The sequence below is a fragment of the Mycobacterium sp. SMC-2 genome, from assembly GCF_025263485.1.
In the GTDB taxonomy this organism is placed as follows: domain Bacteria; phylum Actinomycetota; class Actinomycetes; order Mycobacteriales; family Mycobacteriaceae; genus Mycobacterium.
The window spans coordinates 5,363,610-5,384,986 of record NZ_CP079863.1 but is presented as its reverse complement, the minus strand read 5'-3'; the positions used below and the strand labels follow the sequence as shown (position 1 = coordinate 5,384,986).

Here is a 21,377-nt window from a genome sequence, read left to right as displayed (position 1 = left end):
CTCGTTGCTGGCTCCTACTTGATTGTGGCCTTCATGTCGTCCAGGCTCACCAAGACGGGATAACCGCTGACGCTCAGCGCGTTTCCGTGGCCGGTCTGGTGGATGTCGAACACCGACTGGATCGCTGCGTAGAATCCCTGAACGTCCAGGGTCTGGTTGACCGCCCGCTTGGCCTGGCGCAGCGCGAACGGCGGCATCTTGGCGATCTGCTCGGCCAGCGCCCTGGTTTCGGTGTCCAGTTCATCGCGCGGCACCACGCGGTTTACCATGCCGGTGCGCTCCGCTTCCTGCGCGGTCAGGGGGCGCCCCGTGAACAGGATCTCTTTGGCCTTGCGGGCACCGAGTTCCCATGTGTGCCCGTGGTATTCGACGCCACCGATGCCCATCAGCACCACCGGATCGGAGAACAGCGCGTTGTCGGCCGCCACAATCAGATCACAGGGCCAGCACAGCAGCAGCCCACCGGCGATGCAGCGGCCCTGGACAGCGGCGATCGACGGCTTGGGCACGTTCCGCCACCGCAGGCTGTATTCCAAGTACCGGCGACTTTCATGCTGATACATCAACTCCAGCGTGATCTTGTCCGGGACGGGATCGTCGACATTGAGGTCATGCCCGGCGGAGAAGTGTTTTCCATTGGCGCGCAATAAGATCACCGTGACCTCGGGATCGTCCGCGGCCCGCGTCCAGGCGGCGTCCAGTTCATCGAGCAGCGCAGTGTTCTGCGCATTGGCTGCGTCGGGCCGGTTCAGCGTGATCGTCGCGATGGCCTCGGCCACCTCGTACTCGATGTACATGCGTTGGGCTTCTTTCGAATTCGGGACTGCGAAGCCACTCACTTGAGCATGCTGCCGCCGTCGACTGGCAACGTCACACCGGTGATGTAACGGGACTCATCGGATGCGAGGAACAGCACCGCGTTGCTGATGTCTTCCGGCTCCATCCAGGGGATCGGCAGCGTGTGGAACATCTGGCAGATGCCGGCGATGTCATCCTGTGCGGGATGGTCGAGATCGGGTCGGAATTGGCGATAGGTGATGTCGTTCATCAGCATCGGAGTGTTCGTGTGGGACGGGTGGATCGAGTTGACGCGGATCATGTGCTGGCCGAGCTCGACGGCGAAGGCGCGCATCAGGCCCACTATCCCGTGCTTGGTCGCGCCGTAGTGACCCATGTTGGGGTAGGCCTTGAGCCCGGCCACCGAGCTGGTCAGGATGACCGACCCACCGCGGCCGCCCGCCACCAGGTGCGGGACGCAGGCTTTCACCGTCTTCCAGGTCCCGCCCAGGTTGACGTCAACGGTGGCCTGCCACAGCTCCTCGGTGGCTCCGTCGAGCGAGCCGCCGCTGCCGTCGGCGACGCCTGCGTTGGCCACCACGATGTCCAGCCTGCCCAGCTGCCCGACACCGCGGTCCACCGCCGGCTTCAGGCCGGGGTAGTCCCGTACGTCGACCTCGGCGGTGATGATCCGGCGGCCAAGTCCCTTGACCAGATCGGCGGTCTCGGCCAGATCTTCGGGTGTGGCCGGCGCGGCGGACGACCCGAAGATCGGTTTGCAGATATCGACGGCGATGATGTCGGCACCTTCCTGCGCCAATCGCACCGCATGACTGCGGCCCTGGCCTCGCGCCGCACCGGTGATGAGGGCGACCTTGCCATCGACGCGGCCCGGCATCAGAGGTTGCCCACTTCGAGCTCGAGGTACTCGGCGTATTTGGCGCGGGCGGCTTCCCGTTTCTTGGGGATCCATTGGCTGGGCCACAGGTCGTCACTGGGCGAGTAGTCCCGCAGCACCTGGCGGGCCACCGTGGTCTTGTGCACCTCGGTTGGGCCGTCAACCAGTCCCATCGCGGCGGCGCCGTGGATCATCTTGAACAACGGCATCTCGTTGCTGACGCCGAGCGCGCCATGCACTTGCATGGCGCGCCAGGCAATGTCGTGCAGCACCGTCGGCATCGTCGCCTTGACCGCGGCGATGTCCTTGCGCACCTTCTTGTAGTCGTTGTACTTGTCGATCTCCCAGGCGGTGTAGAGCACGAAGAGCCGGAACTGCTGCAGCTGGGCATACGAATCGGCGATGAAGCCCTGCACGAACTGCTTGTCCGACAACCGGCTTCCCGCTGTTTCGCGACTCAACGCGCGTTCGCACATCATGTCCAGCGCCTGCTTGGCGAAGCCGATGGTACGCATGGCGTGGTGGATGCGCCCACCCCCCAGCCGCGTCTGGGCGATGACGAATGCCTGACCCTCGCCGCCGAGTAGGGCATCGGCCGGCACCCGCACGTTGTCATAGTGAATCAGCGCATGGAACCCTTCATTGTCGGGCTCGCCGTACAGACCGACATTGCGCACGATGTTCACGCCCGGGGTGTCGGTGGGCACCAGGAACATCGACATGCCCTGGTAAGGGCTCACTTCGGTGTTCGTCACGACCATCACGATCAGGAACGAGGCGGTCTTGGCGTTGGAGGAGAAGAACTTCCACCCGTTGATGATCCAGTCGTCACCGTCGCGTACCGCTCGGGTCTCGAATCGCGTGGGGTCGGCACCGGCCTGCGGCTCGGTCATTGAATAGCTGGAGAACAGCTCACCGTCGAGCAGCGGTTGCAGATAGCGTTCTTTTTGTTCGGGCGTGCCGTAGTGCGCGATGATCTCAGCGTTACCGGTGTCGGGGGCCTGGCAGCCGAACACGATGGGTGCCCACATCGACCTGCCCAAAATCTCGTTCAGCAGTGCGAGCTTGAGCTGTCCGTGTCCCTGGCCGCCGAGCTCGGGGCCGAGGTGGGTGGCCCACAGCCCCTTGCTGCGTACCTGATCCTTGAGCGGATCGATCGCCTTGCGCCGAATGTCGTTGAGCGGGACGAACTCCTGGCCGGGCCACACCAGATCCAGCGGCTCGACTTCATCGCGGACGAAGGCGTCCGCCCAGTCCAGCAACGCCTGATACTCGGCGTCGGTCTCGAAGTCCCAGGCCATGTGACCTCCTCTGTCGTGTGGACAAGCCCTGGATCGCTCAGCGCGCCTTGGACAGCGAGCGTGCGAGTTCGGCGGCCCTGGCAATCGACTGCAAGACCATCGGGCCGAAGGCCGCGACGACGCGGGGGTCTCCCTTGCCGCTCTTCACCGCGGTGGCGTACGTCCTCTCCAGGACGATGCCGATCTTGAAATTGGCCAGCACCAGGTAGTAGTCGATGTTGTCCGTCGGCAGGCCGCTGATCTTTTCGTAGTGCGCGAGAAGCTCGCTGCGCTTGGGCATCCCGGTCACGTCGAGATAGAAGTCGGTCTGTGGCTCCTCGCCGTCGTAGCCCAGCAGTGCCCACGCCAGGTCCAGCAGGGGGTCGCCTATGGTGGTCATCTCCCAGTCGACCAGCGCGGCCAATCGTGCGGGCGCGCCGTGGGCGTACATGACGTTCGCATACTGATAGTCGCCGTGCATGATGCCCGGTGTGAAGTGGCTGGGCGCGTTGGCACGCAGCCAGTCGGCGGCGACGTCCACGCCGGGCAGCTCCCGGACCTGGAATGACTGCAGGAAAGACAGCCAGCGATCGGGCTGACGCTGATGGAAGCCGTCGGGGCGCCCGAACCCCTCGAGCCCCTGGGCGCGCCAGTCGACCCGGCCCAGTTTCGCCGCGCCCTCGATCAATTGGAACGCCAGGCCGCGCCGCGCGTCCAGATCCGTGTCGAACGGTGGTTGCCACCCGTTGTCATCCATCGGGCTCCACCCGTCGATCTCGGCCATGATGTAGAACGGCTTGCCCAGCAGGTCGCCGGACTCGTCGGCCGCGATCAGTTCGGCGTGCGGCACGTCGGTCCCCTTGAGCGCGCGGACCAAGCGGATCTCACGCAGCAGTTCGCCCTTTCGCTTGTCGTCGGCGCGCTCCCCGGGCATCCGCAGGACCATGCGGTGATCGCCGCGCGTGATGCGCAGCAACGTGTTCTGCGACCCACCGGAAATCGCGTCTATCTCGAGCAGCTCGCCCTGCCCGGGGGCATCCTGCTGGTCGAGCCATCTACCTAGCTGCTGGGCCTCGAGGGCGGCGGTCACTGCGCCTCGGCCTTCGGGCCGCGCGGCGTCCAGAACGCCAGCCGCCAGCTGTTCATGTCGAGGCTGTCGTGCATCTGGATCTGGCCGGCGGCGACGCCCTCCTGGATCTTCTGCATGATCGCGTCGACGTCACCCTCCATTTCGTAGATGATGGCGTAGCGGTGCTCGGGAACGAATCCACCTGGGACGCGGTACATCTCCGAGTCTCTCAGGGTGTAGCGCTGCGCGGACAGCATGCCGGGGACCGCGAGAAGTTGGGGGATGTGGACGTTGTCGTACCACTGGTTGAACTCGTCGTCTTTGCCATCGATCGGGTTGGAGTAGACGATCTGAATGAATTTTTCGGCCATGTGGTCGGTCCTATTTCTGGGTGAAGGGGTATTACACGGATTCGCCGAGGACCATCGGGAAAGAGTCCACGGAGCGGACTCCGATGGTGTAAGTGAGTTCGGTGCCCGGCTTTACGTGGTAGTGCGGGATGCGGCTGTGCCAGACGCGAAGCGCGGTACGCAGTTCGAGCCGTGCCAGGTTCGACCCCAGGCAGCGATGGACACCGGCACCGAACGCGATGTGGCGGTTGGCCTTTCGGCCCCATTGGATGACGTCAGCCTCGGGGAACTCGGATTCGTCAGTGTTGGCCGATCCGATGAACGGATGGACCTTGTCGCCGGCGTGAATTGGGCAGCCGCCGAGCTCGGTATCTTGAGTGGCGATGCGCGACACCAGCATCACGGGCGATTCCCAGCGCAGCAGCTCCTCCACGACCGCGGGGCTGATCGTTGGGTCGGCGACGAGCGCTGCCCGCTTGTCTGGGTGCTCGGCGAGGTAGCGGAAGAAGCAGTCCAGCGATGCCGATACCGTGTCCAGGCCGGCGATCAACAGCAGAAAGCAGATATCGAGGATCTCCTCGCGGGTCAGCCGTTCGCCCTCGATCTCGGCCCCGAGAAAGTGGCTGATCAGGTCGTCCCTGGGTTCGGCGGTCCGCCGGTCGAGCACCTCGTTGAAGTAGTCGTAGATCGAGGCCGCGCTCGTTGCTCTGAGTTCCTGCGTGCGGGGATCGTTGAGCGCAGCACCTAACACGTGGAACGGGCGGATGATGCCATCCTTCATCGCGAGGAATTCCGGCAGGTCCGCCATGGGTAGCCCGAACATGGTGAGGAACACCTGCGACGGGAATGGCACCGAAAAGCGCTGGGCGAAATCGATTTCCGGCTCGTCGATGAAGGTGTCGATCAGATCGTTCACCAGTGTCTCGATGGGCTCCGCGAGATGCTCGAGACGCTTGGGGGTGAACAGCGGGTCCAGGATCTTGCGGAACTTGCGCTGGTCGGGTGGGTCGACCTCGATGGGGATCAGCGGCCGCGCATTGCCGAAGTGCCCGGCCGGCATCTGAGACGAGTAGATCTCCGGGTGGCGCAACACCTCCGTCATGGCCGCACGGGTGGTCACCACGACGCCCGACCCCTCGACCCGCATCGCCGGAGCGGCGGCCCGCATTTGCGCGAAGGCTTCCTGCGGACACCGCGTCAGCACATCGCCCGCTCCGCTGAAGATCGTGCCACCGTAGGCGTCGACGTTCGCTTCTGTCATCGCCTCTCCCTCTAGTCGGGCATAGATCCCCGAGCCCCAGTGAATATATCAGACAGAGTCAGCTATTTATGAGGCTGGTCATATCGTTGACCCACCGTTCGTAGTCGGCGGCCTTGCCGGTGAGGGAATCGAGCCCCATCGAGGAGTCCACGATGAGGAACCGCTCGGTCTCGATCGCGCCTACCAGGCGTTCGGCGACCTCCTCCGGGGTGGCGACGTTCCGCAGGGCCGGGTGATCGGCGGGTATGCCGTCGGACATCAGCATGGGGGTGAGCATCGGGCCCGGACAGAAGCACGAAACCTTGATTCCTTTGGGCCGGTAGGTCATCGCCAACCACTCCGAGAAAGCCAGGGCGGCATGCTTGGTCACGGCGTACGCGGCCTTATCGGGATGGGTGGTCAGCGCGACGACCGATGCCGTTTGCAGCAGGTAGCCATCGCCGCGTTCGAGCATCGACGGCAGCACCTGCCGCACCGCGTACACGTGGGACATCACGTGGAGCCGCCAGCTGAGGTCCCACAAGGGGTCGTCGGCGATACTGCCGGCGAGACGCGGTCCGGCATAGCCGGCGTTGCTGAACCAGATGTCGATTTCGCCGTAGGTCGTTCGGGCCAGCTCGGCGACGGCACGCACCGTATCTTCGGCGGTGATGTCGCCGGCCAGGCCAACCGTGCCGATCGAATCGGATACGCGCTTGACCCCGTCGGAATTAATGTCGGTGACAACGACTTTCGCGCCCTCTGCCGCGAAGCGCCGCGCACATGCTTCGCCGATTCCGCCGCCCGATCCGGTGATGACCACGACCTTGCCGCGCAGCTTCATCAGAAGGCCCTTGCCGTGCTCGCGGTTTCCGGCCGGAGGTGCTTTACCGACTTCACGCTGATGTCCCAGCCGACGGCCTGCTCGCGCAGCGCCGCCACGGTCGCGCGCTCCCGCGGGATGTGGGCGAACGGGTCGTACGAGAAGTGCCGTATCGCATTGAGGTGGGTGATCTTGTTTATTTCGTCGTCCGGCACGCCGCTCAGCGACATCATCAGTGTCTCCGGCGCGACGGGCCAGGTGGAGTCCGAGTGTGGGTAGTCGCACTCCCAGGTGATGTTGTCGATGTTGAGACGGTGGCGGTTCTCGATGCCCACCGCGTCGTCGATGAAACACAGGATCACGTGTTCGGAGAAGATCTCCGAGGGCAGGCGGTCACCCAGATCCATACCGCTCCAGTGCTTGGTGTGGCGGTAGATGTAGTCGACACGCTCGAAGAAGTAGGGCAACCAGCCGATACCGCCCTCGGAAAGCGCCACGTGCAGCGTGGGGAACTTCCGGAAGATCGGGCTCCACAACAGATCTCCCGCCGTAGCCATCAGGCTTATCGGCGACAACGTGTAGACCAGCTCGATGGGCGCGTCTGGAGACGTCGTCGGTGGACGCGAATTCGACCCGAGATGCATGCACACCACGGTGCCTTCGTCGGCGCAGGCCGCCCAGAACGGGTCCCAATGCTCGGAATAGAAGGTGGGCAGGCCGAGATCGTAAGGGCTGGAAGAGAATGTCACCGCATGGCAGCCCTGCTTCGCCAACCGGCGCACCTCCGCCGCTGTGGCCACCGGATCCCACATCATCGGCAGCGCAAGCGGGATGATCCGGCCCGGGTAGGTGCCCGCCCATTCGTCGATGTGCCAGTCGTTGTAGGCGCGGACCATCGCGGCGGCCTGACCCTTGTCGGCGGTGTCGGCAAACAACTGGCCGCAGAACCGGGGAAAAGAAGGGAAGCACATCGAGCCCAGCACGCCGTTGGCATTCATGTCCTTGATGCGGCCGTGAATGTCGTAGCAGCCGGTCCGGATCTCTTCGATGCAGGTGGGTTCCATCCCGAACTCCGAGGGCGGGCGTCCCGCGACCGCGTTGAGCGCCGTGTTGAGGATCTCCTGTCCCTCGTAGCGCCAGGCCATCGTCCCGTCGTCGCGACGAACGAAACGCGGCGCCGTGTCCTCGTACCTCTGCGGGACGCGGCCCTCGAACATGTGTGCCGGTTCGATGACGTGGTCATCGACGCTCACCAGGACCATGTCGTCAACGTTCATCGGTTCTCCTCATTCGGGTGTCAGGCTCAATCGTCAAGGCGCCCAGGTCAATCCATCAGCTCCAGCACTAGCCGACCACCCAGCTCCGACTCTTCGATCCACGGCGTGAAGGAGGTCAAGCATTCGGTCCAGATCCGGGTAGCACGAGCCGAGTCGTGCTCGGCGGCGGCCGAGACGAACTTCGCGAAGAGGGCTTGGGCATTGCGGTTGCTCGCGTGCACCCCGGGCCAGCCCTTCGCGTCGGCGGTGAGCGTGGGCTCCACGCCGGCACGAACCCATTGCAGGATTTCGGCGGCGACGGTCAGCGCGGGGTTCTTGACCGCAGAGAACGCGTTCATCTCGGCGTCAAACCATGTCGTGACATAGTGCGCGGCGTCATCGATGCTGGCGGCCAATTCGGCCTCGAAGTTGGCGAGAACCTTAAGCTGCTTGGAACTGATTCGCGACGCGACGAGGCCCATGATCGCGGGTACGACCGCCCGCACTGCCCGGACGAAATCCGCAAAAGTGGTTTGGCGCGCCTCCAGCACGATGCCGGCCAGCTGTGCCGCCACCCGGGTGGAGGGGGTGCGGATGGTGGCTCCGCCGCGGTCCCCGGTGCGGAGGTCGAGCAGGAACTCCATCTCCAGGATCCGCAGCGCTTCGCGCAGTGTCGGCCGGGAGATGCCGAACTCGTCGGCCAGCTCGGCCAGCGGTGGCAGTCGGTCGCCCTCGCGAAGGCCACCTTCGGCTATGCGTGAGCGGATCTCGGATGCCACCACGACGGCCCGCCGCGGTGTCGGCTCGCCATCGGCCCGACCGGCCTGTGCTCGCCACAGCGGTGCCATGTCGATGGGTTGGCGTCTGACGTTGCGGCTCACCAGCATTCGGCTGGTGGTGAATAGGTAATCGCTCCAAGTCTTGTGGGCCAGCGACGCGTCGTGGCGGCGGGCGGCATCGAGGAACGCGCTGTGGCTGACCACCACCCGCCGGGCAATGCGCTCGGCCGCCACCGAATTGTCGTTACCAATCGCCGAGTAGACCTGCCCGGCGTAGATGTCGCGGAACACACCGGCGACGACGCCGAGGGTGCGGTTACCCGACAACTCGGTGACCGCCTGGTCGAAGGCCGACATTGCGCTGACGAACGACAGCGGGTCACCCTCTGCTGCCCGCTCGGCATCATGCAGGGTGACGAGGTGATCGAGGTCGTCGTATCCGGCCCGAATGGCCACCTGTTCTGCGGCTGGGGGCTCGATCACCGATCGGGCCTCTTCCAGGTGGGCCAGCGTCGTCTTGCGAAGCTGCAGCAGCAGCGCCACGTAGCGGCCCACCGACTCCAGGCCCGGGCGCCGCACGACCGCGCCGCCGCCACGACCGCGCCTGACCTCCACCAGTTGCTGTGACTCGAGGATTCTCAGCGCCTCGCGCAGCGTCTCCCGGGAGATCCGCAGCCGGGCGGTGAGGTCGGCCTCGGACGGCAGCTGCTGGTCGGTGGCGAGTTGCCCATTGAGGATCTGACGCCGCAGGTCGGCGGCCAGCAAGTGGGAGACCTTTTGAGTGTTGCGCCGGGGCATGGCACGCCAGACGGCGTCGTCGGCGCGGCGCTTGTGGTTGGTATGAGGTGACTCGGTCATGCCCCAGTCAATACCATTGCACCGCATTGCGGGTACACCCCGCTTGTCACGACCGCCACTCGCGCGTCCGGAACCTGCCGATCCCCGCACTGCCCTCTGAGCTGCAGCACCGCCTCGTTGAGGAAGCCGATGCCGTGCAGCCGGCCCTCGGCGAGCTGTCCGCCCGCGGTGTTGAGCGGGAAGTCGCCGCCGGGACCGAGGCGGCTGCCGTCACCCACCCAGTCGCCGAATTCGCCTCGCCCACAGGCGCCGAGCGCCTCGATCCAGGCGACGGTCACGGGTGTGAAACCGTCGTAGACCTGGGCGATATCAACGTCGCCCACCGTGACGGAAGATCGTTGCCACAGCCGGCTCGCGCAGTCGATCGCTCCTCCGTACAGGAAGTCGCAGTCGAAGATCCAATCCGCGCCCCTACCGGTGCCGTAGGCCATGGCGTCGACGAGTACCGGGCGCTGACGCAGATCGGCTGCGCGTTCGGCGGTGGTGATGACGGTGGCAACCGCCCCGTTGACGGGATAGTCGCAATCGAGGACCCGCAGCGGGTCGGCGACCATCCGCGACGATAGGTAGTCGTCCATCGTCAACTCGTCGCGCATCACGGCGCGGGGGTTGAGTGCCGACCATCGCCGCGCATTGACGGCGATGCGGCCGAAATCCTCCTCGGGGCGCCCGTATTCGGCCATCCACCGCTGTTTCTTCAAGCCCAGCAATACCAGGATGCCGCCGAGATACCCGTAGGGGGTGAGAAACTGATCGCGTCCGCCTACCGCGGCCGGGCCACTGGCCACGCCGCCCTGGTGGCCCGCGGCGCGGGTAAGGCACCTGAAGACCAGCACGGTTTCGCAGGCGCCCGACGCCACGGCCATCACCCCGGCCAGCGCGCCGGCCACGCCCGACGGGCCGCTGGGGAAGATATCGGCGAAGGCAGCCAGGTCGGGAACCCCGAGCAGGCGCGCCATGTCCTGCGCACCGGGCGACTCCGGCCCGAACTTGTACTCGAAAATTCCGTCGATGTCCGTTTTCGTCACCCCGGCGTCCGACAGCGCGCTCTTCGCCGCGGCCAGGGCCAGTGCGTTGGGATGGGGCTCGCCCGTCCGGCTCAGCTCGGAATAGCCCACTCCCACAATGGCGACGTCGCGCGCCAGCGTGCTCACGAGGTGGTCCTGAGCAACCGAAACTGCGGCAACGTGACCGAGTCGCGCTCTTCGAAAACGACCTCGACGGGCAGCCCGCAGGCCAACTCAGTGCCCGCCGGCACATCGACGAGGTTGGTAAGGATCCGAAGCGCGGGTTGGTCGTCCAGCTCGACAAGAGCCACCACGTAGGGCAGGGCATCGACGAATCCGGCGTGCAACGGCCGATCCACCACCGAATAGGAGTAGATCACGCCTCGACCGGTGGTCTCGACCGCATCGAACTGCTCGGCCTGGCAATGCGCGCAGCAGATCTCGGGAGGGTACTGCATTTGATGGCAGGCGCGGCAGCGCTGCAGGACAAGTCGATGGTCGGCGGCCGCCGCCCAGTAGAAGCGGGTGACATCATCGGGTGCGGGCACCGGACGCGGGTCGGCTTGTGCCCGCACGACTGTCTGAGTCACAACACTTCCTCACCGCTTAGCAACTCTATGTATCGAGCTAACCGTAGACATCCTACCTAGTCAACTATATTGCTGTCTCAGTAAGTCCCGACGCAGCACCGACCAACAACGCACCGTGGAAGGCGACCGACATGCCGATGACGTTTCGACGCAAGGTCGACATTGTGACCGACTACCTGAGCAAGATCGGTTCGCTCGATTTCGACGCTGCCGGGCAGCACCTGGCCGACGATGCGGTGATGATGGTGCCGTTCGCACCGTCCGTGGAAGCGGTGCCCCCGTTGGTGGGCAAGGGGGCAATCCTCGACCAGATGCGCGGTGTGATGCAGGAGGCATTCGTGCGCATGGACTTCACGATCGACGAGTGGTACGACGTCAGCGATTCCGATGCGCTCGTCGCCGAGTACCACAGCGTCTGCCCACTAAAGGGCCCGCGAGGGCAGCGAGGGGAATACCGGAACTCCTACGTCGGCGTGTTTCGCTTCGCCGACGACAAGATCACCCTGCACAAGGAGTACTTCAACCCGATCGAGTTGACCGCCCTCGCGGCGCCCGGCGGGGAGTAGACGAACCTAACGTTGCGGCAGACCCAGCACGCGTTGGGCGATGATGTTGCGCTGGATGTCCGAGGTGCCGCCGGCAATGGTGGCCGAGAAGCTGCGCGCGTGCCGGTCGAACCAGCTGGCGAAATAATTATCGGGATTCATGTGCGCGTAGGGGCCCGAGGTCCCGGGATGGATCAGCCCGTCGACGCCGGCGGATGCCAGGGCATGCTCTGTCGCCCGCGTTTCGGCTTCCGAGCCGAGCAGTTTGAGCACCGATAGCGCGGGTGTGTCCTGTTCACCGCGCGCGGCGCGCGCCAGCGCCGCCGAACCCAGCAGCCGCAGCGCCTGATGGTCCATCAACAACGTGGCGTGCTGGTCGCGCTCGAGCGCGGTGGTCGGGCGGAAGTCGGCGATGACGTTTTCCAATCGTTCGGCCTGTGCCAGCCACATCATCGTGCGTTCGTGTCCAAGTGATCCGTTGGCCACTCGCCAGCCCTCGTTGAGCCCACCGACTAGGTTCTCGGCGGGGACCCGCACGTCGGTGAAGAACACCTCGTTGAAATCCAGATCGTCCATGGCGCAGATGTGCGGGAATGGCCGCCGCACGACGCCCGGGGTATCGGTCGGGATCACCAATGCGCTGATGCCCTTGTGCTTTGGGGCATCGGGATCGGTTCGCACGAACGTCAGTAACACATCGGCGTCGTGGGCGCCCGAGGTCCACACCTTCTGGCCATTGACCACGAAGTGGTCGCCGTCGCGCACCGCGCGGGTTCGTAGCGACGCGAGGTCGGAGCCGGCGCTGGGTTCGCTCATCCCCAGGGAGGCGGTGATTTCCGCCCGCAGAATCGGCACCGCCCAGCGGTGCTTCTGTTCATCGGTGCCGAACGAAAGCAGCGACGCCGCAACGATATCCACACCCTGCGGGTTGTGGCTGTGGTAGACCCGTCGGCGCGACAGCTCCTCGAGGTACACGAATTGCTGCAGGATGGTCGCGTTCCGTCCGCCGAACTCGGGCGGCTGGCCGGGCAGCAGCCAGCCGTTGTCGAACAACAGCCGCTGCCAGCGACGCGCCCACGACGGCATGTGCGAAACCGACCGCGGTCGCTCCTGCGTCTCGGACTCGGTGGGCAGGTGCTCGTCGAGAAAGGTTGCGAACTCGGCGCGGAATGCCTCGACGTCGGCGTCAAACGTGAGCTGCATGCCACTCCTCGGCAATCATGGCCCGATGCTCGGCCGCCCCGCCGAGCATCAACTCGCCGGCCTTGGCCCGCTTGAGCGCGAACTGCAGGTCGTTCTCCCAAGTGAAACCCATTGCGCCGAACGACTGCAGGCCGTGACGGAAAACCAGGGATTGGCATTCGCCGGCGGACGCCTTGGCCATCGCCGCTGCCAATCGTTGCCGGGGGTCGTCGGCGGAGATCGTCAGCGCGGCAAAGTAGGAAAGCACACGGGCCCGCTCGATGGCCACGTGCATGTCGGCCATCTTGTGCTGGACGGCTTGGAATGAACCGATCGGCACGCCGAACTGACGACGATCCCGGACATGCAACAGCGCTAGGTCCAGCACACGCTGGCACGCCCCGACCATTGTCATCGCCATGCCGGTCAGCGCGAGGTCATGGCAGCTCGCGGGGTCGCTGGGCAGCCGATCGGCATCGGACACGCGCACGCCCGCAAACGTCACGTCAGCCACGTGCAACACGGGATCGAAGGCGGAATTCCTTCTGGTGACGACTCTTTCGGCGGCGATCACGAACACACCGGCGGCGGTCACGACCGCCAGCTGCTGCACCCGATCACCGTCGAGAACGTGCCGCCCCGTTCCATGGAGCACCCAGCCGTCGGCGTCACGATGGGCCGTCACCCCGTCATAGACGGCCGCGCCCGGCTGCTGCGGGTCGTGCCGGTCGCCGACCAGCGGGGCGAACTGGGTCATCGTGGCCAGATACGGAGTGGGGTCCGTCGCGCGGCCGAGTTCCTCTAGCACGATGGCGAGCTCGACCGCGTTGGCCGGGTCGGTCAACTCCGTCCACCCGGCTTCGACGTAGACCTTCCAGAGCGGCATCGGATCGAGGCCCTGTTCGGCGACGGCGCGCACCAGGCTCGGAGGGCACTGCTTGGCCACCGCATCGCGCACGGTGTCCCGCCACAGCCGCTGGTCGGCATCGAACTCCAGTAGCATCCCGTTGCGCTCTAGTCGATCCGCGCGGATTCTTTGCGTTCGGTGATGGGTCGGGCCAGTTCCTGTTCGTCGCAGACCTTTTGGAGCTTGGCCAGGGTCTCGTCCAGGCGCGGGCCCAGGGGCCGGCCGGGGGTGAAGGTGGCAGGCAGGTGCCGCATACCCTGGATGACGCCGATGGTCTCGTAGTGCACGGTGCCCTCGGGATCGCAGCGGTAGTCGGGCATGCGGTCCAGCACCGCGTTGAGCATCGACTTGAACACCGTGCGCCCCAGATTGGATCCGATGCACCGGTGGATGCCGAGGCCGAAGCCGAAGTGACGGTTGCCTTTTCGGTCGAGGATGATCTTGTTGGGCTCGGTGAACACGGCCGGATCGCGGTTGGCCATGGCCCAGGAGATGTAGAGCCGTTCACCCTCCCTGAACCGGATGCCGTTGATCTCGACGTCTTCGGCGAAGGTGCGCCCGTCGCCGGGGGCGGGGGTGTAGAAGCGCAAGAACTCCTCGGTGGCCGGGTCCAGCAGGGTGTCGCGCTCGTCGATCAGGCGCTGACGCTGATCGGGGTTTTGGCCCAGCCACTCCAGCGAGTGCGCGGTCAACGCCGTCGTGGTGTCGAACCCGCCGCCGATGAGCAGCGTGAGCATGCCCAGGATCTCGATGTCGGGCGCGGGCTCGCCGTCGATGCGCAACTCGATGAGGGCGTTGATCAGCCCGGGACGGGGCGCCTGACGGATCTCGGCGACATTGGCCATCAGGTCGATCGCCATCTGTTGGTTCTGCTCGAGCACCTTGGGCGCTTCCGGGGAGTCGTCGGGGGTGTAGACCAGGGCGTGGGCGGGCTCGCTGTACATGGACCACTTGTCGAGCGGGACGCCCATCATGGCGAGGGTGATCACCGCCGGGGCGACGTTGGCCAGATCGTCGACGAAGTCGATGCGCCCGGACTCGATCTTCTCGTCGATGGCAGCGCGCACGATCTCGTCGATGAAGGGCTCCCAGCGCTTGACCGCCGCCGGGGACAGATAAGGGTTGAGCACGCTGCGGTACACGCGGTGCTCGGGTGGATCCATTTCCAGGATGCCCGCGCGGATCGGGATCGGCTTGGCCGGGATGGTGATGCCCTGGTAGCCCCGGCGTTCGTTGTTGAAGTCGTGGTCGTTAGAGATGTAGGGGCAGCGGGCCAGTTCGAACACCGCCTCGCTGCTGCTGGCCACCCAATGCCCGCCGTAGGTGTCCGACCACGCCACCGGGCACTTCTCGTGCAATTCCCGAGTGATCTTCTCGAACTCGAATCGGTACTCGGGGGTGTGCCGATCGTAGTGGTAGCTGTGTTCTTTGCTGCCGCTGTCGGTAACGATCCCGTCGGTCACGCGGTTACCTCCGTGGTCTTGGACTCGGCGCTGACGGCCGCACCGTTTTGCGACTCCTCGATCGAGATGGCCTGCTCGGGGCAGGACTGGGCCGCCTCGCGCACCAGGTCCTCCTGATCGGGCGGGACCAACTCGCAGACGGCCGAGGAACTGCCGTCGACGTCGCTGAGGACGAACATCTCCGGGGCGATCATGGCGCACAACGTATGCCCCTGGCAGCGTTGCGGGTCAACCCGAACCTTCACGGTTTCTCTCACCTTCCCTGCGGGGTGTTCGCCTAAGGCGCCTGAGTCGCTGGCCCGGCATGTACGACAGCAATCGTCGCGCCGAACAGTAGCTTTCGCGATCAGCTAACCGCAGATAGACGACCTAGTCAACTATTTTCTGTGCTACTGTCGGGCGCACCAGGTTCGGCGGGGTGAGAGGCCCTTTTTATCTCGGGAGGCTCGATGCCAGCGCAAGACACGACTGCCGCGAAGCTAACCGATGAGCATGGCACGGGCGGCGGTTCCCGGCCGGATGTCGACCGGCGGATGCTGATCGACGGGCGGTTGGTCGCCGCGGAGGGCGGCGAGAGTTTTCCGTCGTTGAACCCCGCAAACGGCAGCATCGTCGGTTATGCGCCCGACGGGACGGTGACCGACGCCCAAGCCGCGATCGCGGCGGCGCGGCGTGCGTTCGACACCACCAGCTGGTCGACCGATGTCGAGTTCCGCATCAGGTGTCTCGACCAGTTACACAAGGCGCTGCTCGAGCACAGCGAGGAGTTGCGAGAGCTGACCATCGCCGAAGTCGGGGCCACCCGCTCGCTGACCGAAGGGCCACACCTCGACGGGCCGATCAGCATCGCGCGCTACTACGCCGACTTGCTGATGACCTACCCGATGACCGAGGACCTCGGCGATATCGAATACCTGGGACAGCGGAATCTCCGCTGGGTAGAGAAAGAGGCCGCGGGGGTCGTCGGGGCGATCATCGCCTACAACTACCCGAACCAGCTGGCACTGGCCAAGCTGGTCCCGGCGCTGGCCGCCGGCTGCACCGTGGTGCTCAAAGGCGCCCCCGACACGTCGTTGATCACGCTGGCCCTCGGCGAGGTGATCGCCGAGCACACCGACATCCCGCCGGGTGTGGTAAACGTGCTCAGCTCACAGGATCCCGCCGTCGGGGCGGCGCTGACCACCAGCGCCGACGTCGACCTGGTAACCTTCACCGGCTCCACCGCAACCGGTCGCGCCATCATGGCCGCGGCCAGCGACACGGTCAAGCGGGTCTTCCTGGAGCTGGGCGGCAAGTCGGCGCTGATCGTGCTGGACGACGCGGACTTCGCCACCGCCGCGATGATGGCCGCCTTCATGATCACATCCCATGCGGGCCAAGGCTGTTCGCTTCCCACGCGGATGCTGGTGCCACGCGCGCATCACGACGAGCTGGTCGAGCTGGTCAAAGGCAACTTCGCGATGATCGCCTACGGCGACCCGGGCGATCCCGGCACCTACATGGGACCTCTGATCAGTGAGCGTCAGCGCGACAAAGTCGACGGCATGGTGCAGCGCGCCGTCGCCGCCGGCGCCACGCTGGTCACCGGTGGCAACAAGGTGGGCCCGGGCTTCTTCTATGAGCCGACTCTGCTCACCAACGTCGACCCGGACAGCGAGATCGCGCAGGACGAGGTGTTCGGTCCGGTTCTGGTCGTCATTGCCTACGACGATGACGACGACGCCGTGCGTATCGCCAACAACTCGATCTTCGGTCTGTCCGGTGCGGTGATCGGCGGCCATGACCGCGCCGTCGCAGTGGGGCGCCGCATCCGCACCGGCACACTATCGATCAACGGCGGCAACTACTCGGCACCGGACAGTCCGTTCGGCGGCTACAAGCAGTCCGGTATCGGCCGGGAGATGGGCGTCGCCGGGCTCGAGGAATTCCTGGAGCGCAAGACCTTCGCCGCGGTGGTCGGATGACGCCCCTGTCGGGAGTGCGCGTTCTCGAGGTCGCGATGTACGGCTTCGTCCCGTCGGCCGGGGCCGTTCTCGCCGAGTGGGGGGCCGACGTCATCAAGGTGGAGCATGCCGTCACGGGCGACCCGCAGCGCGGATTGCGCCAGACGGGCACGTTGGTGGTCAAGGGCGATCCCAATCCCAACGTGGACAACGCCAATCGCGGTAAGCGCAGTCTGGGCCTGGACATGTCGGTCCCGAAGGGGCGGGAGCTACTCGATGAGTTAGTCCGCCGCTCGGACGTTTTCCTGACCAGTTTCCTTCCCGCACAGCGCAAGAAGTTTCGCATCGACGTCGACGACATCCGGGCGGTCAACCCCGCCATCATCTATGCGCGCGGCAGTGCGTTCGGCCCCCGCGGCGCCGAGGCCGACAAGGGTGGCTACGACATGACCGCCTTCTGGTGCCGGGCCGGCGCCGCGGCCACCATCACCCCGCCGTCCTTGAAGGGCATGATCTCGCTGCCGGGACCGGCCTACGGGGACACCATTTCGGGCACCAACCTGGCCGGTGGGATCGTCGCCGCCCTCTACCAACGGGAGCGCACCGGAAAACCGTCCGTCGTGGACGTATCGCTGCTGGGCAGCGGGGTGTGGGCGATGGGCCACACGGTGGCGTTGACCAATCACCTCGGCGAGCGGCTGCTGGCACCCGAACCCGGCGTGCACGGTTCCCCGAACAATCCGCTGGTCGGCGTCTACGCGACTGCCGACGATCGCTATATCTCCTTCGTGATGCTGCAGCCCGCCAAGTTCTGGGCGGACGTCTGCCGGCACGTCGACCTGCCAGAACTGGCCGACGATCCGCGCTTCGACAGCGCCGAGCAGATCGCCGCCAACACGGCCGAGGCCGTCGAGGCGCTGGGCAAGGCGATCGCGACACGCACCCTCGCGGAATGGTCGGCGCGCTTTGCGACGTTGTCCGGGCCGTGGGCTCCGGTGCAGGACACCCTGCAGGTGGCGCGGGACGCGCAGGTCCGGGCCAACGAGTACATCGTGCAGGCCGGCGAGCTGGAGCTGGTCGCCAACCCGGTCCAGTTCGACGTCACCGCCCCGCACGCCGGGCCGGCACCGAGCTTCGCCGAGCAGACCGACCAGATCCTCGAGGAGCTTGGATTCGATTGGGACAAGATCATCGAGCTCAAAACGGCGGGTGCTGTCACCTAAATCGCGTGCGCGGGAGGACAGACGAGACCGCCGCGACACAGCCGTCGACAACAGCGGCATTACCGGTGCGCGGCTGAGTCTTCTGAAAACAAACCACGTCGGTGCACGGGCGCACGGCGGCGATCACAAGGTGTGGCCGCGCTGGGTGTGCTGCACCGCGCGACGAATTAAATAGTTGACTAGGTCGCCTATCTAGGGTTAGCTAGCGAGTGAGAGAGGCGGCCGTCCGGTTGGCAGGGTTGCGACGCAAACGGCAAAGAGGGCGTCGCCCTGGTGACCCCCGGCCGCCGGTCGCGGACGGAGGCCGGCCCGCCACCCCGAGTCATGGAAGGATCCCCTACCCACCACCCAATAGCTGCCCCGGGCGATCATTATCCGTTTGACGGAATTGGCAGGCGGAAAGCACCCCTCCGCTCGGAAACAACTAAATGCCCCGGAATGTGCACAGGAATATCGCGTGCGGCTTTACTGCCGCCGACATTCCTCATATTCGGCATGCAAAACTAAAAAAGCGCAGCAATAACTACGCCGTCACTCGCAGTGCCAACAAGATCGATCTCGCAAATAGAAAGGGCTATTTTCGTGACCTTTAAAGCTCTGCCGTACCCGGTGTTCGACGCCGACAATCACCTCTACGAGACCGAGGAATCGCTGACCAAGTACCTGCCCAAGCTGTATAAGGACGCGGTCCAGTATGTGCAGGTGAACGGTCGGACCAAGATCGCCGTCCGCGGGCACATCAGCGACTTCATCCCCAACCCGACCTTCGAGGTCGTCGCCCGGCCAGGGGCGATGGAGGAGTACTTCAAGCACGGCAACCCCGAGGGCAAGAGCCGCCGGGAGATTTTCGGGGAGCCGATGCGCTCGATCCCTGCGTTCCGCGAGCCCGGCCCTCGACTCGAGCTGATGAACGAGCTGGGCGTGGACCGTTCGCTGATGTTCCCGACGCTTGCGAGCCTGATCGAGGAGCGCATGCGCGACGACCCCAAGCTCATCCACGTGGTGGTTCACGCCCTCAACGAGTGGCTGGACGACGTGTGGGGCTTCAACCACCAAAACCGGATCTACACCGTGCCGGTGATCAGCCTGCCGATCGTCGAGAAGGCGATCGAGGAGCTCGATTGGGTGGTCAAGCGTGGTGCGCGGGCGATCCTGGTGCGTCCGGCACCGGTCCCCGGCTTCGGCGGGCCGCGCTCGTTCGCGGTGCCCGAGTTCGACCCGTTCTGGCAGCGCTGCGTCGAGCACGACGTGCTGGTCGCCATGCATGTCTCTGACAGCGGCTATTCGCGTTACAACGCCGAATGGGATGGCACGGATCGTGAGATGCTGCCGTTCCAGACCAACTCCTTTTACATGGTCAGCGAGTGGCGGCCGATCGAAGACGCGGTGGCTTCCTGGGTCTGCCACGGCGCCCTGTTTCGCAACCCGGGGCTGAAGGTCGCGGTCGTCGAAACCGGGGCGAGGTGGTTGCCGCCGCTGCTGGCACGCATCGCCGACACTTATAAGAAGGCACCGGAAACGTTCCTGGGCGACCCCGTGGAGGAGATCAAGAACCGCATCCACGTCAGCCCATTCCCTGAGGAGGGTGTCAACGACGTGATCGACCTCATGGGGGTGGATCGGGTGCTGTTCGGATCGGACTACCCGCATCCAGAGGGCCTGTCGCAGCCCACGCAGTACGCGAACGTGCTCGGACATCTCAACCAGGACGACCAGGCCAAGATCATGGGTGGCAACCTCGCCCGGCTCATGTCGGTCTGACCCAGGCGGGCCCACCGGCCGGCGCACACGTGGCGTCGGCCGGTGGTCACGTCCTACGTGATGGGCGTGAACTCGATGTGCAGTTCGGTGAGCCCGCGCATCATGAACGAGGGGTCGTAGCCGTAGCGCCGCGCATCGGCCGGCCCGTGGTGGGCCTCGGAGATCCTTATGTCGGCCATCCGCGCCAGAATGCGCTCGATGCTGATCAGGCCTTCGGCCCGGGACAAGGGGGCGCCGGGACAGGTATGGATACCACGCCCGAAGGCGATCTGCTCCCGGACGTTGGGACGATCGACGCGAAACTCGTCCGGGTTCTCGAAGTGGGCCGGGTCACGGTTGAACGCCCCGGGCAACAGCATGATCGTGGTTCCCGCCTGGGTGGGTACGCCGGCGATGGACACGTTCTTGCTCGCCAGGCGGAAGTGAGTCTTGATCGGGCTTTCCATCCGCAGCGTCTCCTCGATGAAGTTCGGGATCAGGCTGGGATCCTCGCGTAACTGCTGCTGCAGGTCGGGCCGCTCGCCGAGTACCTGCACCGCGAACGTCAGCATCTTGCTGGTGGTCTCCTGTCCGGCGGCGAACAGGAAGGCGGCCAACCGGACGACGTCGATGACCTCAGGTGTGGATTCGTCGGGGTACTTGGCCAGGGCCAGCGAGGTCAGCACATCGCTCCGGGGCTCGCGGCGGCGGTCCTCGATGTAGGTCACGAACTTCTGCTCGAGAAACTCCAGGGGATTGTGCGGGACCGTCTGGGTCTCGCCCATGTCGTTGTGCTGGGCCGCGAGCGCGGACAGGAAGGCCTCGTGATCCTCGGCGGGGACGCCCAGCAGGTCGGCGATGACTAGCAGAGACAGCGGCTGGGCGTACTGCCGGAAGAACTCGCAGTGGCCCGCCCCGACGAACGTGTCGATGGTGCGGTCGACCAAGGTCCACATGAACGACTCGTTCTCCTTGAGCCGCCGCGGCGTCATCAGCTTGCTGAGCAGCGCGCGAACCCGGGTGTGGTCCGGGGGGTCGAGGGTGCCCAAGAAGTCGCTGAACGGCATCTCGCTGCGATGCTCGATGATTTGCTCGGTGATGTCGTCGCCGGACGGCTGGAAGGGAAGCCCCGCGAAGGGCCCGATGACCGCGTTGCACGCGGAGAAGCTCTCCGCGTCGCGGTAGACCTCGATGGCCGCGTCGTATCCGGTGACCGCCAAGATGCCCTGCTGCTGATCGAACCGCGCCGGGCACTGAGCCCGCTGCTCCGCGTAGTAGGGATAGGGGTTGGTGACGAGCGACTCATCGGAAAAAAATTGGTTTGAATCGAAGTCACTCACCGGACGGGCCTCCTCAGTCTTGCTGACCACACGCAAGCGGTTATTGGATCGCGGAAATGCGTTTCCATCCCGAGAGTACAGAATGACGCCGACTAACATAACGGGTT

General features: G+C 65.3%; 19 protein-coding genes and 1 pseudogene. 4 read left to right on the top strand and 16 right to left on the bottom strand.

The window, feature by feature from the left end; translation table 11 throughout:
• Positions 1–14: 14 nt before the first annotated feature.
• The 11 genes from KXD96_RS25295 to KXD96_RS25245 are packed head-to-tail and all read right to left on the bottom strand — an operon-like array spanning position 15 to position 10,927.
• Positions 15–797, bottom strand: a complete 783-nt coding sequence (locus KXD96_RS25295; RefSeq protein ID WP_260745547.1) for an enoyl-CoA hydratase — start codon at positions 795–797, stop codon at positions 15–17.
• A gap of 38 nt (positions 798–835) precedes the next feature.
• A complete protein-coding gene (locus tag KXD96_RS25290) occupies positions 836–1,675 on the bottom strand; it encodes a mycofactocin-coupled SDR family oxidoreductase (protein WP_260741354.1) in 840 nt (279 codons plus the stop codon).
• Positions 1,675–2,976: an acyl-CoA dehydrogenase family protein gene (locus KXD96_RS25285; protein WP_260741351.1), complete on the bottom strand. Its 1,302-nt coding sequence runs from the start codon at positions 2,974–2,976 to the stop codon at positions 1,675–1,677. The genes KXD96_RS25290 and KXD96_RS25285 overlap by 1 nt, the downstream gene beginning before the upstream one ends.
• A 37-nt stretch (positions 2,977–3,013) precedes the next feature.
• The gene (locus KXD96_RS25280) at positions 3,014–4,045 is read right to left on the bottom strand and encodes a phosphotransferase family protein (RefSeq protein WP_260741348.1); all 1,032 of its coding nucleotides are present in this window, start codon (positions 4,043–4,045) and stop codon (positions 3,014–3,016) included.
• Complete coding sequence (locus KXD96_RS25275) at positions 4,042–4,395, bottom strand: DUF4286 family protein (protein WP_260741345.1); 354 nt, start codon at positions 4,393–4,395, stop codon at positions 4,042–4,044. The genes KXD96_RS25280 and KXD96_RS25275 overlap by 4 nt, the downstream gene beginning before the upstream one ends.
• A gap of 31 nt (positions 4,396–4,426) precedes the next feature.
• Positions 4,427–5,635: a cytochrome P450 gene (locus tag KXD96_RS25270; protein WP_260741341.1), complete on the bottom strand. Its 1,209-nt coding sequence runs from the start codon at positions 5,633–5,635 to the stop codon at positions 4,427–4,429.
• A gap of 58 nt (positions 5,636–5,693) precedes the next feature.
• Positions 5,694–6,458 (bottom strand): SDR family oxidoreductase, encoded by a 765-nt coding sequence (locus tag KXD96_RS25265; protein ID WP_260741338.1) that lies wholly within the window; start codon positions 6,456–6,458, stop codon positions 5,694–5,696.
• Positions 6,458–7,714 carry an amidohydrolase family protein gene (locus tag KXD96_RS25260; RefSeq protein WP_260741336.1) on the bottom strand — a complete coding sequence of 419 codons (1,257 nt, stop codon included), beginning with the start codon at positions 7,712–7,714 and terminating at the stop codon, positions 6,458–6,460. The genes KXD96_RS25265 and KXD96_RS25260 overlap by 1 nt, the downstream gene beginning before the upstream one ends.
• A 47-nt stretch (positions 7,715–7,761) precedes the next feature.
• Positions 7,762–9,330: a FadR/GntR family transcriptional regulator gene (locus tag KXD96_RS25255; RefSeq protein WP_260741334.1), complete on the bottom strand. Its 1,569-nt coding sequence runs from the start codon at positions 9,328–9,330 to the stop codon at positions 7,762–7,764.
• Positions 9,327–10,484 carry a thiolase C-terminal domain-containing protein gene (locus KXD96_RS25250; protein WP_260741332.1) on the bottom strand — a complete coding sequence of 386 codons (1,158 nt, stop codon included), beginning with the start codon at positions 10,482–10,484 and terminating at the stop codon, positions 9,327–9,329. Before KXD96_RS25250 ends, KXD96_RS25255 begins: the two co-directional genes overlap by 4 nt.
• Positions 10,481–10,927, bottom strand: a complete 447-nt coding sequence (locus KXD96_RS25245; RefSeq protein WP_260741329.1) for a Zn-ribbon domain-containing OB-fold protein — start codon at positions 10,925–10,927, stop codon at positions 10,481–10,483. The genes KXD96_RS25250 and KXD96_RS25245 overlap by 4 nt, the downstream gene beginning before the upstream one ends.
• 131 nt (positions 10,928–11,058) lie before the next feature.
• Here KXD96_RS25245 and KXD96_RS25240 point away from each other — a divergent pair, with 131 nt between their 5' ends.
• On the top strand, positions 11,059–11,493 hold the full coding sequence (locus tag KXD96_RS25240) for a nuclear transport factor 2 family protein (RefSeq protein ID WP_260741327.1): 435 nt from the start codon (positions 11,059–11,061) through the stop codon (positions 11,491–11,493).
• 6 nt (positions 11,494–11,499) lie between these two features.
• Here the strand turns inward: KXD96_RS25240 and KXD96_RS25235 are convergent, their stop codons facing one another.
• From KXD96_RS25235 to KXD96_RS25220, 4 genes and pseudogenes are all read right to left on the bottom strand, one after another.
• Positions 11,500–12,675, bottom strand: coding sequence for an acyl-CoA dehydrogenase family protein (locus tag KXD96_RS25235; protein ID WP_260741323.1), 1,176 nt, complete (start codon positions 12,673–12,675; stop codon positions 11,500–11,502).
• Positions 12,659–13,657 (bottom strand): acyl-CoA dehydrogenase family protein, encoded by a 999-nt coding sequence (locus KXD96_RS25230; RefSeq protein WP_260741321.1) that lies wholly within the window; start codon positions 13,655–13,657, stop codon positions 12,659–12,661. Before KXD96_RS25230 ends, KXD96_RS25235 begins: the two co-directional genes overlap by 17 nt.
• Positions 13,658–13,668: 11 nt before the next feature.
• Entirely contained in the window at positions 13,669–15,024 is a 1,356-nt protein-coding gene (locus KXD96_RS25225; protein ID WP_260741319.1) for a cytochrome P450, read from the bottom strand.
• A gap of 53 nt (positions 15,025–15,077) precedes the next feature.
• A pseudogene (locus KXD96_RS25220) lies at positions 15,078–15,269 on the bottom strand (ferredoxin); the annotation flags it as partial.
• A 204-nt stretch (positions 15,270–15,473) separates the two neighbouring features.
• On the opposite strand from KXD96_RS25220, the gene KXD96_RS25215 reads away from it, so the two are divergent.
• The 3 genes from KXD96_RS25215 to KXD96_RS25205 all read left to right on the top strand — a co-directional run bounded on the left by KXD96_RS25215 (position 15,474) and on the right by KXD96_RS25205 (position 19,951).
• Positions 15,474–16,988 (top strand): aldehyde dehydrogenase family protein, encoded by a 1,515-nt coding sequence (locus KXD96_RS25215; RefSeq protein WP_260741314.1) that lies wholly within the window; start codon positions 15,474–15,476, stop codon positions 16,986–16,988.
• Positions 16,985–18,190, top strand: coding sequence for a CaiB/BaiF CoA-transferase family protein (locus tag KXD96_RS25210; protein ID WP_260741311.1), 1,206 nt, complete (start codon positions 16,985–16,987; stop codon positions 18,188–18,190). The genes KXD96_RS25215 and KXD96_RS25210 overlap by 4 nt, the downstream gene beginning before the upstream one ends.
• A 582-nt stretch (positions 18,191–18,772) precedes the next feature.
• Positions 18,773–19,951 (top strand): amidohydrolase family protein, encoded by a 1,179-nt coding sequence (locus tag KXD96_RS25205; protein ID WP_260741310.1) that lies wholly within the window; start codon positions 18,773–18,775, stop codon positions 19,949–19,951.
• 53 nt (positions 19,952–20,004) lie between these two features.
• On the opposite strand, the gene KXD96_RS25200 is transcribed toward KXD96_RS25205, so the two are convergent.
• Positions 20,005–21,270, bottom strand: a complete 1,266-nt coding sequence (locus tag KXD96_RS25200; RefSeq protein WP_260741308.1) for a cytochrome P450 — start codon at positions 21,268–21,270, stop codon at positions 20,005–20,007.
• Positions 21,271–21,377: the final 107 nt, after the last annotated feature.

Excerpts from the sequence above, each read along its gene's own strand:
- KXD96_RS25235 (WP_260741323.1), bottom strand. The coding sequence starts at position 12,675 with ATGCAGCTCACGTTTGACGCCGACGTCGAGGCATTCCGCGCCGAGTTC.
- KXD96_RS25265 (WP_260741338.1), bottom strand. The coding sequence starts at position 6,458 with ATGAAGCTGCGCGGCAAGGTCGTGGTCATCACCGGATCGGGCGGCGGA.
- KXD96_RS25290 (WP_260741354.1), bottom strand. The coding sequence starts at position 1,675 with ATGCCGGGCCGCGTCGATGGCAAGGTCGCCCTCATCACCGGTGCGGCG.
- KXD96_RS25295 (WP_260745547.1), bottom strand. The coding sequence starts at position 797 with ATGTACATCGAGTACGAGGTGGCCGAGGCCATCGCGACGATCACGCTG.
- KXD96_RS25215 (WP_260741314.1), top strand. The coding sequence starts at position 15,474 with ATGCCAGCGCAAGACACGACTGCCGCGAAGCTAACCGATGAGCATGGC.
- KXD96_RS25275 (WP_260741345.1), bottom strand. The coding sequence starts at position 4,395 with ATGGCCGAAAAATTCATTCAGATCGTCTACTCCAACCCGATCGATGGC.
- KXD96_RS25260 (WP_260741336.1), bottom strand. The coding sequence starts at position 7,714 with ATGAACGTTGACGACATGGTCCTGGTGAGCGTCGATGACCACGTCATC.
- KXD96_RS25270 (WP_260741341.1), bottom strand. The coding sequence starts at position 5,635 with ATGACAGAAGCGAACGTCGACGCCTACGGTGGCACGATCTTCAGCGGA.
- KXD96_RS25230 (WP_260741321.1), bottom strand. The coding sequence starts at position 13,657 with ATGCTACTGGAGTTCGATGCCGACCAGCGGCTGTGGCGGGACACCGTG.
- KXD96_RS25210 (WP_260741311.1), top strand. The coding sequence starts at position 16,985 with ATGACGCCCCTGTCGGGAGTGCGCGTTCTCGAGGTCGCGATGTACGGC.
- KXD96_RS25255 (WP_260741334.1), bottom strand. The coding sequence starts at position 9,330 with ATGACCGAGTCACCTCATACCAACCACAAGCGCCGCGCCGACGACGCC.
- KXD96_RS25285 (WP_260741351.1), bottom strand. The coding sequence starts at position 2,976 with ATGGCCTGGGACTTCGAGACCGACGCCGAGTATCAGGCGTTGCTGGAC.
- KXD96_RS25240 (WP_260741327.1), top strand. The coding sequence starts at position 11,059 with ATGCCGATGACGTTTCGACGCAAGGTCGACATTGTGACCGACTACCTG.